Genomic DNA, 12,848 nt, shown 5'->3' with positions numbered 1-12,848 from the left:
TCCACGAAACCCGGTGTGATTCAATCCGTTCCGGACTGGCGTTTGATACCAGCATTCAAGTGCAAGCCGTTTTGCCTCAAGGGAGCGCTTTAAGGTTTCCTCATTAACGATGAACACACAACGGTTGTTGTTATAGAAAATGTCTTCTTCTGCGCGACGTGTATGAGCTGGATCGAAGGCTGCGAATAACCACATCAGCGATGCGCCCTCAGCTCGATAAAATTCGCCTCGCTCCACGATCACATCCAGGAATGTCGTGGAAAGCTGGATTTCAAAGGCTATTCGTTTGTCACCATAAACACCCTGAACATCTGGCTTCCTCCAGACAGAGCGCTCCTTAAATGATTCGCCTCGCCAGACCTTCTCTATCTGGAGCCCAGAAAATCTCGGATCAGCTCGTATGCTGGCAGCGAGCAACATCTTGAGGCTTTGATGGGCTTTACTTTCCTTGGCACCGTTGTACTTGGCAGCGTTCATCTGGTCGCGAGTCATCATGCCTCGGGTATCAATGGGACAGTTACCCTCCTCTTCAGGCATATGTCGGAAATAAAACCGCCGATTCTTACAACTGATGAGCTTCACCGCTCGGTTGCAATAGGGACAAATCAGCCAAGGTTTTTCCGTGTCGCGACGATACCTCACGAACAGTTCGCTTCGATCCTTCATAACCAGACCAAGCTCACGACGTATGAAGGACGCAGCGTCGATCTGTCCGCCTGTGTCCAGATCAATCAGTTCACTAAGAGTCAGTGTTTTAGTGGGTTCTGCCAGAGTAGACATTTTTACGATCTTCCAGTGATCAGGACGCCAGTTCATTTAGGCGAGGCGTCGGGTCGATATGAGCACATGGTATCAGCCCGCAGCACGTCTCAATCTTTAAGTCGGTGCATTTACTCCAGCCTACCCACTTAGGTTTTCCTTGCTCGATGTGATGTTGGCTCCATCGCAAAGAAGAACACCACGCAGCTACACAGCCAACCAGACCACAACCACGCCGCTGGGGTGATCACAGCTGATGTGCTTGATCGCTCTAAGCAACCGTTCAATACAACGCACTGACCGAGCTGGCCTCAGAATTTGAGCTAACCAGCAAGCGGATGTATGAGCCTATATGAGCCTATATGAGCTTTCTATGCGTTCTTCTGGGGTCAGGGTACGAATACGGCTATTTTTGCTTGTGCCGCGCAGTCGGCCTTGTGTCTTGCCTGCATCGCTCATACCACATATAGTGTAAATGTGTTCTCTTACCCCGGAGTTATTAGTGCATCATCCTACCCCAGCAACTGTGAGTCTGAACGAGGCTGCTTCACCGCGTCTTGCTGGCGACTCTTGGGGTGGGCGGGAGTTAGTGCAGGAGATAGCGCTTCTTGAAGAGCATTTGTTCGAGAACGAGACGGATATTTTCTTCCTGTCTATGTATGCCTTCGGGTCGGCACTAACAGAAGACATCGAGTCTCCATCCAAACGGTCGTTGATGCATTCACTGCTGCAGTCAATCGACCAAATAAGTGGGGAGCATTTATCAGGTGTAGGCCTGGATTTTTTCTTTCGTAAAATCTTTAATCGAGTCCAGCTCACGCCTCACCGACAGCGTTTCTTCTGGCTGGTGATCAAAGCTATCCGGCATGCTCAGGCAGCACGGAACCTTATTCGTCTCAAACTTCATTCAGAGCATACCTGTCTCACTGCCCCACTCCCCGCCAACGCCCCTGAGCTAAGCCGGTATCCCCACCGCTTTCGGTAACACCTCCTCCTTCTGAAAAACCTTTCGCTTCAGTCATTGAGGAGGTCTTTATGACCGTCTATTGCATTACGTCAGACCGTGTATTTTCGGGACAAATTCGTTGCGACCACTGCTGGGATCTGCGGGCCACCCACATCGAATTATCCAGCTCTCTCACGCATGATCCTGACGAACATCTAGTGCTTTGCATGGTGTGTGCTTACTTAGCCGGGTTGTGGAGCTGTGAACACTTAAAGCCGGTTCCTGTTTCCGCTCCTGGAACACGAGACCTGCTGACCCCTGCATTTAACCCTGCCCGTCTTCAGAAGCAGCCTAGAAGCCATTGCGCACGGCAAACCCGATGCGCTCGCTGTAAATAGCCTCACGAGAAACACCGCTTAAAGAATGTGCGTCTGACCTATCGCTATGACGGGTCAGTCGCAATCCTTTTCTCAACGTGGCAAGCGTCAGATGCTCAGCGAGCTTGGCGCTTGCGGCCCTCGGCTTGGGTTTTCCCTCCTCGATGCGACTTTTGCTCCATCGCAAAGGGAGAACACCATGCAGCTACACAGCCACCCAGACCACAACGACGCCTCTGACGTAATCACAGCGGAGGTGCTTGATCGGTTCTATGCACCTGTTCAATACGATGCACTGACCGAGCTGGCGTGTGAATTCGAGCGCACCAAACGTCGGATCATTGAGGTTCAAGAAATGATCACCACTGAGCGTGTTTCAGGCGTGATGGGGTATTTCTTCTCGGGTAATGCGCGAGATTCGCACGGCTCGCCGGCTTCATTACGCCATGCATCCTCATTCGAGGAGATCTTTACCCTGGAAGGTGCTTTGAATGACCTGACTGCAACCTACTGGCAGCGAGCCCTCGACCATACAAATCTAATGGAAATAATGCCCCAGGAGCGTCGGAGCCAATGGCACAAGTCTCTCAACGGCTGGCGTGAGCGCGGCTACAAAAAAGGCGTCAATCCCGAGCAGGATATGCCTGAATTCAATCTCGACAATCTGCGCTCCACGCTGCAGGCCTTGATGGCTCGCCGCGCGGAATTCGTTGCAGAGCGGGTTGATGGGATTTTCAGGGCCCTGAGCCGGGTGCATGTTACCAACTGCCCCGAAGCGTTTAACAAGCGCATGATCATGAACGCCATGTATAACGATTGGGGCTCCACAGACTGGGATCGCCTCGGCTTCATCCACGATCTGCGTGTTGTCATTGCCAAATTCATGGGCCGCGATGAACCAGAGCGAAGCTCCACAGAACGCATTATGCAGCTTGCTCGGTCCCATACCGGTGAGTGGTTCGAGTGTGATGCCGGTAGTCTGCGTGTACGCGCCTACAAGGTCGGTACAGCGCACCTGGATATCCATCCGGAGATGGCTTGGCGTCTGAATGGCATCCTGGCCTATCTTTATCCTGCAGCCATTCCTGACAGCTCATGTCGCCCTCTGAAGCGTACCCGCAAGGGTACAAGCTTCAAGGAGCGCCCTCTATTTGATAGACCGATAAGCAATGCCGTCATCTCACTTCTAAACGGGGCAGAGACGTATTCTACCCTGGAGAAATCGACCAGCTTCCGGCGTGAGTATGACCGCAAGGAGGTCCGCAACTCACTTGTGATTAGGAATCGCGAGACGATCAGCAAACACCTTTTTGCTGAACTCAGCACGATCATGGCCGCCCTTGGAGGCGTACAGGTGAGTTGTGGCAAGCACACACATATGAAGTACTGGCAGTTTGACTATGATCCGATCGATGTTGTTCATCTTGTGGTTGCTCAAGGTTTCCTTCCGGATCAAAAGAGTTTCCAGTTCTACCCGACTCCGGATTCAGTCGCGCAACAGGCCCTTGTGATGGCGGACCTCACCAACGATGACATCGTTCTTGAGCCAAGCGCCGGCCAAGGCGGTATCGCTGACTATCTGCCCCGGGATCGAACGCTTTGCGTAGAGATCAGCCCATTGCATTGCCAGATTCTGAAATCCAAAGGGCACAACGCTATCGAGGCCGACTTTCTTAACTGGGCGCCTGGTACTGATTTCTCCGCAATCATCATGAACCCCCCCTACTCAGAGGGCCGCTGGCAAGCTCACACGGTCAAGGCTGCATCTCATCTATGCATCGGGGGACGGCTAGTTGCCGTGCTGCCTACGACCGCCAGAGCCAAGGCATATGACTTGCTGCCGGGCTTTGAATTGGAATTCAGCTCCACTATCGACAATGCATTCGATGGAACCGGTATTAGCGTCGTGCTTATGAAGGCGACACGCCAGGCATAAACATAAATACATCCAATATCCGCCACTTTATCCGCCATGGAGATCAGGGCACATGAATCATCATGGACCCTGTTCCAATGGAGGAGACCACAATGGATATGCTCGAAGTTGTTTTGACTCGCCCTGATCGCCAGGTATATGCCTTGGTTACCAGCAGAGGTGATACTGATACCGTCCAGATAGTTACCCCGACCGACATCCCTTCCAAAGGAAGGCTGTACACGGACATCCATCAGGCACGGTACGTTCTGATCTGCATGGCCCGAGCGGATAAAAAACTCTTGGATGATCCGCTTCCGGGCATGTCCCACTGGTCAAAATTTCCCTTGGTAAAACCTAAATCCCATCCTCTTCTGGTCATTCATGGAGGCAGGCTTTGTCTTGAATCTGCAACCAATTCCAGAGGCATGGAAACACTCATCGTCGGCGATATAGTCCTGCAGCCCGACGAGCCAGCATGGTGGAGCTACATATGAGCACAGTCACCCAGTTACATCCGCGGATAACCCTGAAAATTGGTATCGATCTTGAGCCAGGCTGTTTAGCCGTTGAAGAGGTCCGCCGGGCGTTCGAGCTGGCTGCGGTCGAGGCGATCGAAGCCGCACGAGAAAGTGTGAGGGAGAAAACATCCGCTCGAATTGGTTCTTACCAAATGCGTTCATCTGTGACCGCCATTCCAGAGATCCCAGCAAAGCCCGTGGCTCGGGCCGGCACCAACGGAATTTGAGGGATAGTTATGCCTGAGTTTCTTCAATCATTTGATCTTGGTTCAAGCGCAATTCCCCTGCTGGTTCTCATCGCAGGGCTGTTCTTAATCAAAAAGCTACTTCGGTTTGGCCTGTTTCTAGCGTTGCTAGGCGGCGTTGCGCTGCTATTGGAGCACGAAGGTATCAGCGTGGTCGGTTACATCCAGGCAGCGCTTTCAGAGCTTCGTCTCGATGCCTTCCTCGACTGGCTGGTCAACGGCAACAGGATGTAGCTGTTGGGTTTTTCGGCTTCGGAGTGATCCTGATGTCAGGTAAACACAGGATCTCAACGATGGAAAATTCGACAGTTACTATCATCATCAACGGCTTAGCCGGTACAGCCCGATATTCCAGTTACGGTATCGAGCTGCGCGGCCCTTGGGCTAGTCACACAGGTTTTATCTCGCTCTGCTCGATGGCGAAGCAGGGTGATGATTCTGCAGATTTATACGCGCTTGCTGAGGAACGCTACAACCAGCAAAAGTGTTATGCCTTTGCAGTAGGTGATGAGCATCGTGAACATGGCTGGAAGACCCTTTCCATGGGTTTCAATGGGTGCATCGAGATCCGTTTACCTAGTTGGCATAAAGGTGTGGTTGCCGAGGCGCTAGAAAGTTACGGCATGATCTTCGACTGCAAACTCAACTGCCGCTGGGTGTTTCCGGCCAATTGCGGCGTTGATATGGGGTTGGCCAGAGCAATATTTGCTCCGATTCTTCAACAAAACACACGCTTTGCCGATGAGGTATTTCTGGCTCAACAGATTGATCTAGCCGCTCGCCAGGCCGGTTACTGCTCACGCCTTCCTCTCCAGCAGGGTGAAGCCCAGCGAGCACTCTTTTAAGTGACCCGCTTGCTCTGTATCGCGTCGAGCCTAGCAGGCTGGCATGCCTGTTTGGTGACGCTAGTAAATAACCGATATGCCAACTCAGATAGGTATCACATGCACCAAAAATCTCTACTGCCCGTGGCAATAGCTTTGTCACTCTCCTTAACAGGCTGCGCTACGAATAGTCCCCAGATTTACAATGACCAAGAGAGTCGTGCGCTAAACATCACTCAAGCCGCCGGCCTTTGGAAGACCAAGGACTATCCACCTAGCAAGACGCTCAGCGGAACTGGGGCGATATTAGATGTCACCACCAGTGCGCTATCGTTCGAGTCAGGTTTCGGTTTGGGCATGGCAGCGGGAGACGCCTTAGGACTGAGCCTTATTAGCTTTGCCTTTTCGCCTCCATCTCAGCTGGATCGGAACTCGATACTAGCCTGGGTTCCTCAGGCTCAGGCGGCAGATAAGGACCAGGCTGCCCTCGTCCTGTCGAAGCTTGTCCTGGATGCAACAGAACAGACCATGAAGGCTGAAGGCATTGACTATCATGTGACCGATGCTCACAAGGAGCGTCTGGCACTGTTCTACCCTTACCTGTACACCTATGTAGATTTCACGCTGGACGGCAACAAATGTAGCCTCGATTACAACATTTTCAAGACCAAGATCACCGCCCCAAAACCATTGCCGCCCTTCATTGGCGACGGCTCCCCAGCGTATAGTTTCCCGCCCGGTGACGAAGTTCAGTATCCATCCTTCCGCATCGGCTGTTACGAAGGAAGCCCGCTTGACTCAATCGAGCTGGCCCGAAAAATCAGTCTCGCGCTTCCGGAAACAGTCTTTCTTTATATATCGTCCACGCAAATTCCCGATAAGGGCAGAACCCCGCCAATGGTGTTGGATCACGGTAAGGCGCTGCTGTTCGTCAAGCCCACGCCTGAAAGTTGAGTCCATCCCGACAGCAGCTCTTCAGTTTATCTGGGGAAACGTCAGCACCCACCGTCATGTGCATCCAAATACTGCACATGGCGGTCTCACAGCACTCCTCGCAAGAAAGTAACGGTAACGTTACGGGTTTATCCGTTCACGTTGCCACTCATCTGTCGGCGGGCTGGCGTACACGTGGTCAGCTGCGCAGCTACCCGGGATTGTAGGGTTTTCATATATCCGTGCGAAGCTGAAGAAATGCTCTGGTAGATATTGATAAGAGGACATTAATCATGCCGCGCAAAAGCAAGTACGGAAACATGCCTTCCGTTCCTGAATACAAGGCAAGGATCAAAGGCGATGCCGGGCTCTACGAGGTATGGGGTATCGACTGGATGCACCATACGGTCCTACTTAATCGTGCAGGACTAGAATGGACGCCGATTAAAAACGTAACGTTTGTGCCCCTCGAAGTGAGTGAGGCCGAAGCGAGTGAGGAATCGGATGAATAATGATGCTCAGTCATTTCCTGAAGAGCCCTTTGAGAGCTTGGGCATCCTTAAACGCCAAAGGTATAGTTCTCTACAGAGCGCACCACAATAATCAGCAACACGGATGTCAGGAGTCAGAAATGGAAGTGACACTCACCAACGATATCGTAGAAATGCGTAAATACCGGGCCAAAATAACTGATCTTGGCTTCCTCACGCCGGACACCGCGCCCGACAGCAAGCGGTATGGCACCTACAAGTACATCGTGATCAGGGACCTGGACGATGACCGGGACATAACGCTCGAGAACGTTGCAGTTGGGTTGCGCTGTGCTCCGCTTGTCAAAGAAGGTTCTGAGCTGACGTTCCTGTATGGTCATTCTCAAGACGGAGAGTCCGTAAATTGCCTTCTAGCAGTTGTAGCAGGCGGCGAGGTTAAAGACGATTATCGATTTTTTCGGAGTCAAATTGACTTAGGGATTAATGCGCTATTAGCTTACAAATTGAAAACCACGTGGCTGGCCATTGCAGCATTCGGGATGAGTATTCCGCTCATGTTCTGGATAATTCCGGGCATCATAGTTCTCGTCCTGGGCATCATCTTGTGGGGAGCCAGGAGGAAGATTCAGAAAATGATTAAGGATATTGAGCTCAGCATACCTACCCAAGCCGGCTTTGAACGTATCCTCACAGCGCTATGATGGCCACCGTCATGTGTTTATTTACCAAGCACATGACGGTCTCTCTCCCTACCCCCCAAGCATAATATCGGTAACGTTACCTCTTAATTCGCGTCACACCGCCACTAATCTGTCGGCAGGATACTGACGCATGAATTCCATGCTTTGCTCAGGAGGGGCTTTGAGCCAGTCCCGGATCAAGCCGTTCGGTAAGATCACAGTCATACGTTTCTCGTCTTGCGGCTTANGATCAAGCCGTTCGGTAAGATCACAGTCATACGTTTCTCGTCTTGCGGCTTATGGTAGTCCTTCATGAACGGATGATCGTCTGCATTCACGGTGAGCATCGTGAACGACAGAATCTTTTTTCCTTCAGGATTAGTCCATTGATCCCACAACCCGGCTATGGCCATGATCCCGCCATCTGTTCGTTGGATTCGGGTAGATATTGCATTTCCTGAACGCCAGTCAGGCTCGTAAATTGCCGCCGCCGGGATGATGCAGTGCTGACCTTTCGCCCAGGCAGAACGAAATGAAGGCTTGGAGGACGCAGTTTCAGATCGAGCGTTGTATGTCCGTCTTCCGAATTTCTGATCTTTTGCCCAGTGGGGTAGCAGCCCGAACTGCCCCACGTCCAAGGTGAACCCAGAGAGATCTTCTTCGCTGGAGACGGTCTCGTCGATGCTCGGGTCAAGTCTTACTAATGGCCCTGCGTATGTCGGCCACAGATCAGTCTGATAGTCCTCGTTTGGCGCCTGGCCAAAGGCATCTTTCAATCGATTACTGGAGGGGGCTTCGTAATGGCTGCACACATCAGCTCCTTGGTAGGGAATAGGCTGTACTGAGTCAGTAGAACGCTCACCGGTGCCGGTGCTTGGCTGGCTGGCTGGCTGGCTGCAACTCAGTGTGTGGGGCGGTCCATACCAACGCTGAGCGTGAACCCATGTTTCACTTGATCATAGACCTCAACGTTCGCCTGATGAGCGCCTGCAGCGTAAAGAAGTGCTGTCTGAATCACGACCGACTCAACAACTGCGGCCAATTTCTCCTGGTCGCTGCTTTCACAATATTCTTCACAAATGTGTGCAAGCTGTGCAAGAAGGCCGTCAGCGAGTGGAGCAACACCGACACCCCAAGCTACTAACTCTTGGCAAAGACCGCTCAGATTGTCTATCGCAAACTGCTTGGCCGTATGGTTGGCATCAGTAGCGCTATCCCCGGGCCTGCTTGAATCTCTCATAAAGCTTTCTCTTGCGGCTCACCGCCAGGTGGCAATTCAGCATCAGTATTCAGCGTTTCAACCTTCCGCCGCGCCAATGCACGCTCCATGTAGTCAATCGCCTTTTCGAGCGCAGCAACAGCCCAGTCTGGGCATGGGCTTGTACTAGGCTTGTCGGGATCATTCACCCAAGATCGTACAGTGCGCGCTGAGCAAGGCCTCTGTGTAACTGCCGCAACCAATACAGCGCTTTTGGCCTGGGTGATTCCGTTATCCTTCAGCATCTGCCGGTAACGCTCACGATTTGTCATCTTTTCTCTCAGCCATTCATAGATAGGCAATTATGCCTATTCCTGGCACTAGGCAGAATTGCCTATCTAGTATCCTTACCCTTTTTATCTCTCACCAGCCAAAATAGTTAAGCATAGCTAGGCTCATACCTGCGAAGACAGATACCGAAAATGTAGCCTCACGCAATGCTTTACTCTTGGGCTTGAGCAGTCTGGATAAAACAGCGCCGAGGAGTGCTCCTCCGACTGTGAAGGCAATGAAGGTGATGACAATGTCTTGTAGGTTATTCATGGCCGATACTGCCGGGTTGTACGGTTGAACCGGCTCAGCCGCTAGTGTGGCAGTCCAACAGAACGCAACAACAACAATAATGTGCTTCAGGTGATTTACCAGAGAAGTTATGTCCGCAATAACAGGTCCGCGTCGATCAAGCCGGTCATCGTCTGTCTACTCTGATTCAGTGAGAGATTCGGGTAACGACTGCTTCCCATCCGGGCCAATCGCATGCCCCTTTTTCTCCATTTTCAGTTTCATTCTCTTTTTCCCATTCGGCCAATTCGTCCTGTTCCTGTTTGGTCATCTGCTCAGCTGCCCTGACGATCCGCTCATAATGGGCCAGTTGTGCTTCGATTTTTGCATTTGACATTGAGATACCTCTCCTCGGTTGGAGCTACAACCATATCTATGATTCCCGAGATCCCAACCGCGCATCACGGGATCAAATATTTGCCTATAACCGACAAAATGAATCCCGCAAAGCGGGGTTTTTTAGCGTACCGGTTAAGCACTTGGTTACCATTCATTGGTTATTTAGTCGGTCGCCCGAAAACAGACCCAGCGGTTCAGCTGATGATTGTATAGCGCTTCTCGCCGGCACCGGCCCCGATCAGCAGCTGGCTGCCCAGAGTAAAAACGGGATCACCTTTTTTTACGGTAGCCAGCAAACCCGACACCCGAAAGAATCCCTCGGATGTCTCCACCAGGGTTTCGCTCGATGACAGAAAGCCTCCTTTAACAATACTCATCCCTGCCAGGCCCCCGGCCGGGGAAGGCGTAGAAGCACGATTTGCCTCATCCCGTAGGCGCTGACGGTACGAATCTTTCGACCCGGCCTCGATTATCCCGACGCGATACCTGACAAAGGACAACCACGGAAGGGTCAGCAAGGCCCAACTTGCTCCGGCAACCAATTCACGAATGAACAATAAGGGACTGACCAGGAATCTCGGCATGTCATCAAAGCTTATCTCCTGGCTATCGAGCAACAAGCTACCGACCCATTCAATGAAATCCAGCGGGCTGAATCCGACGGCACCCAACCAATAGAGTATCGCCATTCCAAAAAGCCCCCAGCGAACCAGTAGCGCCCAGAAAACCCACGTGTCAGAGGCTATCGCTCTCTTGGCAGTATCGGTTTCATTGTGAGTCGTAAAGTTCGGTTGGTTTTCCGGTTGCTCTTGCTTCATCTCTGATTTCCCTTATCTATTTGGCGAATGATGATCGGCAGAACTTGCGTCTCGCTGATGGGCTCGAAGGGATCCCGTCAGGAACTCGATGGCCTGGGTGAGCGCCTTACCAGGCAGACCCAGATAGGTCCCGTCGCTAAACGACTCAGCAGGCAACACCACGTCGCCAGCTTTGGGCGCAACACGCCAGGTGCGATCACGCTTGTTCCGAAAGATGTACCGCGGAACCATGTACGTCCGTCCGCCAATCTCCATAGGTCTCATTGGCAGATCTATGCCCGCCACCGACAGGATCTGTTTTTCTTCGCCATTGGGCGTATGTAAAGGCTGATCGTGCATTAGGTTTTCCTAGGCTTCGAGCGTGACTTGTGGAAGCTGGGTAATTACTCTCTCGAATTGTTTTGCTTTTCTTCCGCGAGGATTTCCTTCGCTGCGAGCCATCCGCCGATTGATGCAATCGACACCGCGATAATTCCGCATACCCACGCCCAAGCAGGAGGCTCATTGCCAGCCAAGGTTATCGCGCATGGCAATGCAATTGCGGCCCCTGCAATGAAAAAACGGTTGCTGTCCTTCATCATTTTGATACCAGTGAATCGCTCTGATTATTGCAAGCATAACCGCTCAACCCAGAATCCCAACCTGGCCGAGTTGGATGGTTTTTCTAGTTGAATCTGCGTTAGCGGCTGGAAAACAGCCGCTATTAGTAGTCGATCCCGCTTCTATAGGTGTTCGGCACATGGCTGGGCTTTGGGAATCTACCAGCAGATATTCCACGGGGTTGGGTTATCCCAAATGATTTGCTCGCGGAACCCGCCCCGCTCGGCGCCGATCAAGACGCTAGGGGTAAAACGCCGCACCAAAACACTGCACTACCTATCTAGTATCATATGGCTATATTCTTCTTAACGTTCTGACTGCGTTGCGCGCACCAGGGTGATGATTCCCATGGAGTCGATGTCAGGGCAGTTCTTTTGTAGCTGCTGAAGAACGATGGCCGTTACCCAAAGCACGTCCGGGGCGAGGATCGGCACAGCCTTTGCCGATTGACCCTTTGCGAAAACGGAGACAAAAACTTTCCCTCCGTCTTGCCTCTCCAGGCTGAAGCCCTTGTCATTGTTCTGGCCATGATTCTTGAATTCGCACTTGCCCCGGACCCCGAGTAGCACAGCTGCAACCACAGGCAACTCTGCCTTGGTCAGCTGAATACGGATCTTCTGTTTCCAGTCATAGGTCTTTGGCCCTGTAGATGACGCAGCATCCAGTGCGATGGTCTCATTACCGCTTTTCGTGATGTCAGCGTTGAAGCACAGTGCGGCCCTTCCACCGTAGACGTGCAACGACTCCCACCCCTGATCTTCAGATGAAGCACTTTCCCTACCATGAGAGGGGGTCTGACAAGATGCGGAGCCCAGGGCAGGAGAGTCGTTTGCTGCTTGCGCCGGAGGCATATCATCCGATAGAGGTGGTTGAGCTGGAGAGAGACCGTCGATCAGCCCTGCTGCGCGAAGAGTGCCTTTGATAAATTTCAGAGACTCTGTGTCCTGGTCGGCCAAGAAGACGCTACGAATAAATCTGTCTCGAACCGCAGGAGATATTATTTCCCTGAGACGTTCCCGTGGGATGGTCGGTAGCCCGGCACGATTCAACCGCTGATTGATGTCACCCAAGGTCGGGCCTGGTGCCGAATTCGTAGTTGGAGCATTCTGCGCCATTTTATTCTCCTCATGTCCTGGTGCCAGCTTACCGGGTGTCCAGGGAATCCCAAGGCCAGGCAACGGACCATCCACCAGTCATAACGGAGTGTGGGAGTGTGTGTGGGATCGCCGCTCCGCTTATCCATGGAAGTAAGCAATTACGGGCTCTGCAGGGCGCTCGTATGAGGATGAGCTATCCTCATACGGTGCGTTGAAGTTTGCGTCCTCTCTCTGGCTACCCGCAGCAACCTATACTCCTGTTTCAAAATAAGCGCTTGGATCGCTAGCACTCACCCACAACCGCAAAGCAATCACGCTTTCCTAACGGACTTGCCAGGCGCAGAGAGGCCTACCTTTCGCCTTAGTGATCTCGATCAGACTGAATTTCGTAAGCGACCGGCGATCACACCTTGCTGGCTGGTTTCCAGTTGTGCGGCAACAGCTCTTCGATGGCGTTGTTCTTCTGCGTGGGCAACCGGGTCAA

18 protein-coding genes and 1 pseudogene are annotated in these 12,848 nt (G+C 52.3%); 9 read left to right on the top strand and 10 right to left on the bottom strand.

Annotated features, from left to right (window positions below):
* Positions 1 to 780: DUF6035 family protein (locus FHK95_RS19675; RefSeq protein ID WP_235906848.1), on the bottom strand; the 780-nt coding region annotated here is incomplete at its 3' end.
* Positions 781 to 1,261: 481 nt separating this feature from the next.
* Here FHK95_RS19675 and FHK95_RS19670 point away from each other — a divergent pair.
* The 9 genes from FHK95_RS19670 to FHK95_RS19630 all read left to right on the top strand — a co-directional run bounded on the left by FHK95_RS19670 (position 1,262) and on the right by FHK95_RS19630 (position 7,712).
* A complete protein-coding gene (locus FHK95_RS19670; RefSeq protein WP_150306337.1) occupies positions 1,262 to 1,744 on the top strand; it encodes a hypothetical protein in 483 nt (160 codons plus the stop codon).
* A gap of 537 nt (positions 1,745 to 2,281) precedes the next feature.
* Positions 2,282 to 4,018: a DUF4942 domain-containing protein gene (locus FHK95_RS19665; RefSeq protein WP_178114865.1), complete on the top strand. Its 1,737-nt coding sequence runs from the start codon at positions 2,282 to 2,284 to the stop codon at positions 4,016 to 4,018.
* A gap of 92 nt (positions 4,019 to 4,110) precedes the next feature.
* On the top strand, positions 4,111 to 4,494 hold the full coding sequence (locus FHK95_RS19660) for a hypothetical protein (RefSeq protein WP_150306335.1): 384 nt from the start codon (positions 4,111 to 4,113) through the stop codon (positions 4,492 to 4,494).
* Positions 4,491 to 4,745, top strand: a complete 255-nt coding sequence (locus FHK95_RS19655) for a hypothetical protein (RefSeq protein WP_150306334.1) — start codon at positions 4,491 to 4,493, stop codon at positions 4,743 to 4,745. Before FHK95_RS19660 ends, FHK95_RS19655 begins: the two co-directional genes overlap by 4 nt.
* Positions 4,746 to 4,754: 9 nt before the next feature.
* A complete protein-coding gene (locus FHK95_RS19650; RefSeq protein WP_150306333.1) occupies positions 4,755 to 4,997 on the top strand; it encodes a hypothetical protein in 243 nt (80 codons plus the stop codon).
* 59 nt (positions 4,998 to 5,056) lie between these two features.
* Positions 5,057 to 5,608, top strand: coding sequence for a hypothetical protein (locus FHK95_RS19645; RefSeq protein WP_150306332.1), 552 nt, complete (start codon positions 5,057 to 5,059; stop codon positions 5,606 to 5,608).
* A 99-nt stretch (positions 5,609 to 5,707) separates the two neighbouring features.
* A complete protein-coding gene (locus FHK95_RS19640; protein ID WP_150306331.1) occupies positions 5,708 to 6,541 on the top strand; it encodes a hypothetical protein in 834 nt (277 codons plus the stop codon).
* A 272-nt stretch (positions 6,542 to 6,813) separates the two neighbouring features.
* Positions 6,814 to 7,032 (top strand): hypothetical protein, encoded by a 219-nt coding sequence (locus FHK95_RS19635; protein ID WP_150306330.1) that lies wholly within the window; start codon positions 6,814 to 6,816, stop codon positions 7,030 to 7,032.
* A gap of 119 nt (positions 7,033 to 7,151) precedes the next feature.
* The gene (locus FHK95_RS19630) at positions 7,152 to 7,712 is read left to right on the top strand and encodes a hypothetical protein (protein WP_150306329.1); all 561 of its coding nucleotides are present in this window, start codon (positions 7,152 to 7,154) and stop codon (positions 7,710 to 7,712) included.
* 93 nt (positions 7,713 to 7,805) lie between these two features.
* On the opposite strand, the pseudogene FHK95_RS19625 reads toward FHK95_RS19630, so the two are convergent.
* The 9 genes and pseudogenes from FHK95_RS19625 to FHK95_RS19585 all read right to left on the bottom strand — a co-directional run bounded on the left by FHK95_RS19625 (position 7,806) and on the right by FHK95_RS19585 (position 12,382).
* Positions 7,806 to 8,503 (bottom strand): annotated as a pseudogene (locus FHK95_RS19625) (SOS response-associated peptidase).
* Between the two features lie 89 nt (positions 8,504 to 8,592).
* On the bottom strand, positions 8,593 to 8,931 hold the full coding sequence (locus tag FHK95_RS19620; protein ID WP_150306328.1) for a hypothetical protein: 339 nt from the start codon (positions 8,929 to 8,931) through the stop codon (positions 8,593 to 8,595).
* Positions 8,928 to 9,251, bottom strand: coding sequence for a hypothetical protein (locus tag FHK95_RS19615; protein WP_178114864.1), 324 nt, complete (start codon positions 9,249 to 9,251; stop codon positions 8,928 to 8,930). Before FHK95_RS19615 ends, FHK95_RS19620 begins: the two co-directional genes overlap by 4 nt.
* Before the next feature lie 61 nt (positions 9,252 to 9,312).
* Complete coding sequence (locus FHK95_RS19610) at positions 9,313 to 9,492, bottom strand: hypothetical protein (protein ID WP_150306327.1); 180 nt, start codon at positions 9,490 to 9,492, stop codon at positions 9,313 to 9,315.
* Between the two features lie 166 nt (positions 9,493 to 9,658).
* Positions 9,659 to 9,847 (bottom strand): hypothetical protein, encoded by a 189-nt coding sequence (locus FHK95_RS19605; RefSeq protein WP_150306326.1) that lies wholly within the window; start codon positions 9,845 to 9,847, stop codon positions 9,659 to 9,661.
* Positions 9,848 to 10,043: 196 nt separating this feature from the next.
* Entirely contained in the window at positions 10,044 to 10,667 is a 624-nt protein-coding gene (locus tag FHK95_RS19600) for a hypothetical protein (RefSeq protein ID WP_150306325.1), read from the bottom strand.
* Positions 10,668 to 10,679: 12 nt separating this feature from the next.
* Entirely contained in the window at positions 10,680 to 11,006 is a 327-nt protein-coding gene (locus FHK95_RS19595; RefSeq protein WP_150306324.1) for a hypothetical protein, read from the bottom strand.
* Positions 11,007 to 11,050: 44 nt separating this feature from the next.
* Positions 11,051 to 11,248 carry a hypothetical protein gene (locus FHK95_RS19590; protein WP_150306323.1) on the bottom strand — a complete coding sequence of 66 codons (198 nt, stop codon included), beginning with the start codon at positions 11,246 to 11,248 and terminating at the stop codon, positions 11,051 to 11,053.
* Between the two features lie 324 nt (positions 11,249 to 11,572).
* Entirely contained in the window at positions 11,573 to 12,382 is an 810-nt protein-coding gene (locus FHK95_RS19585) for a hypothetical protein (RefSeq protein WP_150306322.1), read from the bottom strand.
* Positions 12,383 to 12,848: the final 466 nt, after the last annotated feature.

Source organism: Pseudomonas saliphila, from assembly GCF_008638345.1.
Lineage (GTDB): Bacteria > Pseudomonadota > Gammaproteobacteria > Pseudomonadales > Pseudomonadaceae > Halopseudomonas > Halopseudomonas saliphila.
This window is presented reverse-complemented; position numbering and strand designations above follow the sequence as displayed.

Coding starts and splice junctions, on each gene's coding strand:
- FHK95_RS19640 (WP_150306331.1), top strand. CDS start 5,708: ATGCACCAAAAATCTCTACTGCCCGTGGCAATAGCTTTGTCACTCTCC.
- FHK95_RS19650 (WP_150306333.1), top strand. CDS start 4,755: ATGCCTGAGTTTCTTCAATCATTTGATCTTGGTTCAAGCGCAATTCCC.
- FHK95_RS19600 (WP_150306325.1), bottom strand. CDS start 10,667: ATGAAGCAAGAGCAACCGGAAAACCAACCGAACTTTACGACTCACAAT.
- FHK95_RS19635 (WP_150306330.1), top strand. CDS start 6,814: ATGCCGCGCAAAAGCAAGTACGGAAACATGCCTTCCGTTCCTGAATAC.
- FHK95_RS19605 (WP_150306326.1), bottom strand. CDS start 9,847: ATGTCAAATGCAAAAATCGAAGCACAACTGGCCCATTATGAGCGGATC.
- FHK95_RS19660 (WP_150306335.1), top strand. CDS start 4,111: ATGGATATGCTCGAAGTTGTTTTGACTCGCCCTGATCGCCAGGTATAT.
- FHK95_RS19585 (WP_150306322.1), bottom strand. CDS start 12,382: ATGGCGCAGAATGCTCCAACTACGAATTCGGCACCAGGCCCGACCTTG.
- FHK95_RS19595 (WP_150306324.1), bottom strand. CDS start 11,006: ATGCACGATCAGCCTTTACATACGCCCAATGGCGAAGAAAAACAGATC.
- FHK95_RS19590 (WP_150306323.1), bottom strand. CDS start 11,248: ATGATGAAGGACAGCAACCGTTTTTTCATTGCAGGGGCCGCAATTGCA.
- FHK95_RS19620 (WP_150306328.1), bottom strand. CDS start 8,931: ATGAGAGATTCAAGCAGGCCCGGGGATAGCGCTACTGATGCCAACCAT.
- FHK95_RS19610 (WP_150306327.1), bottom strand. CDS start 9,492: ATGAATAACCTACAAGACATTGTCATCACCTTCATTGCCTTCACAGTC.
- FHK95_RS19665 (WP_178114865.1), top strand. CDS start 2,282: ATGCAGCTACACAGCCACCCAGACCACAACGACGCCTCTGACGTAATC.
- FHK95_RS19655 (WP_150306334.1), top strand. CDS start 4,491: ATGAGCACAGTCACCCAGTTACATCCGCGGATAACCCTGAAAATTGGT.
- FHK95_RS19645 (WP_150306332.1), top strand. CDS start 5,057: ATGGAAAATTCGACAGTTACTATCATCATCAACGGCTTAGCCGGTACA.
- FHK95_RS19630 (WP_150306329.1), top strand. CDS start 7,152: ATGGAAGTGACACTCACCAACGATATCGTAGAAATGCGTAAATACCGG.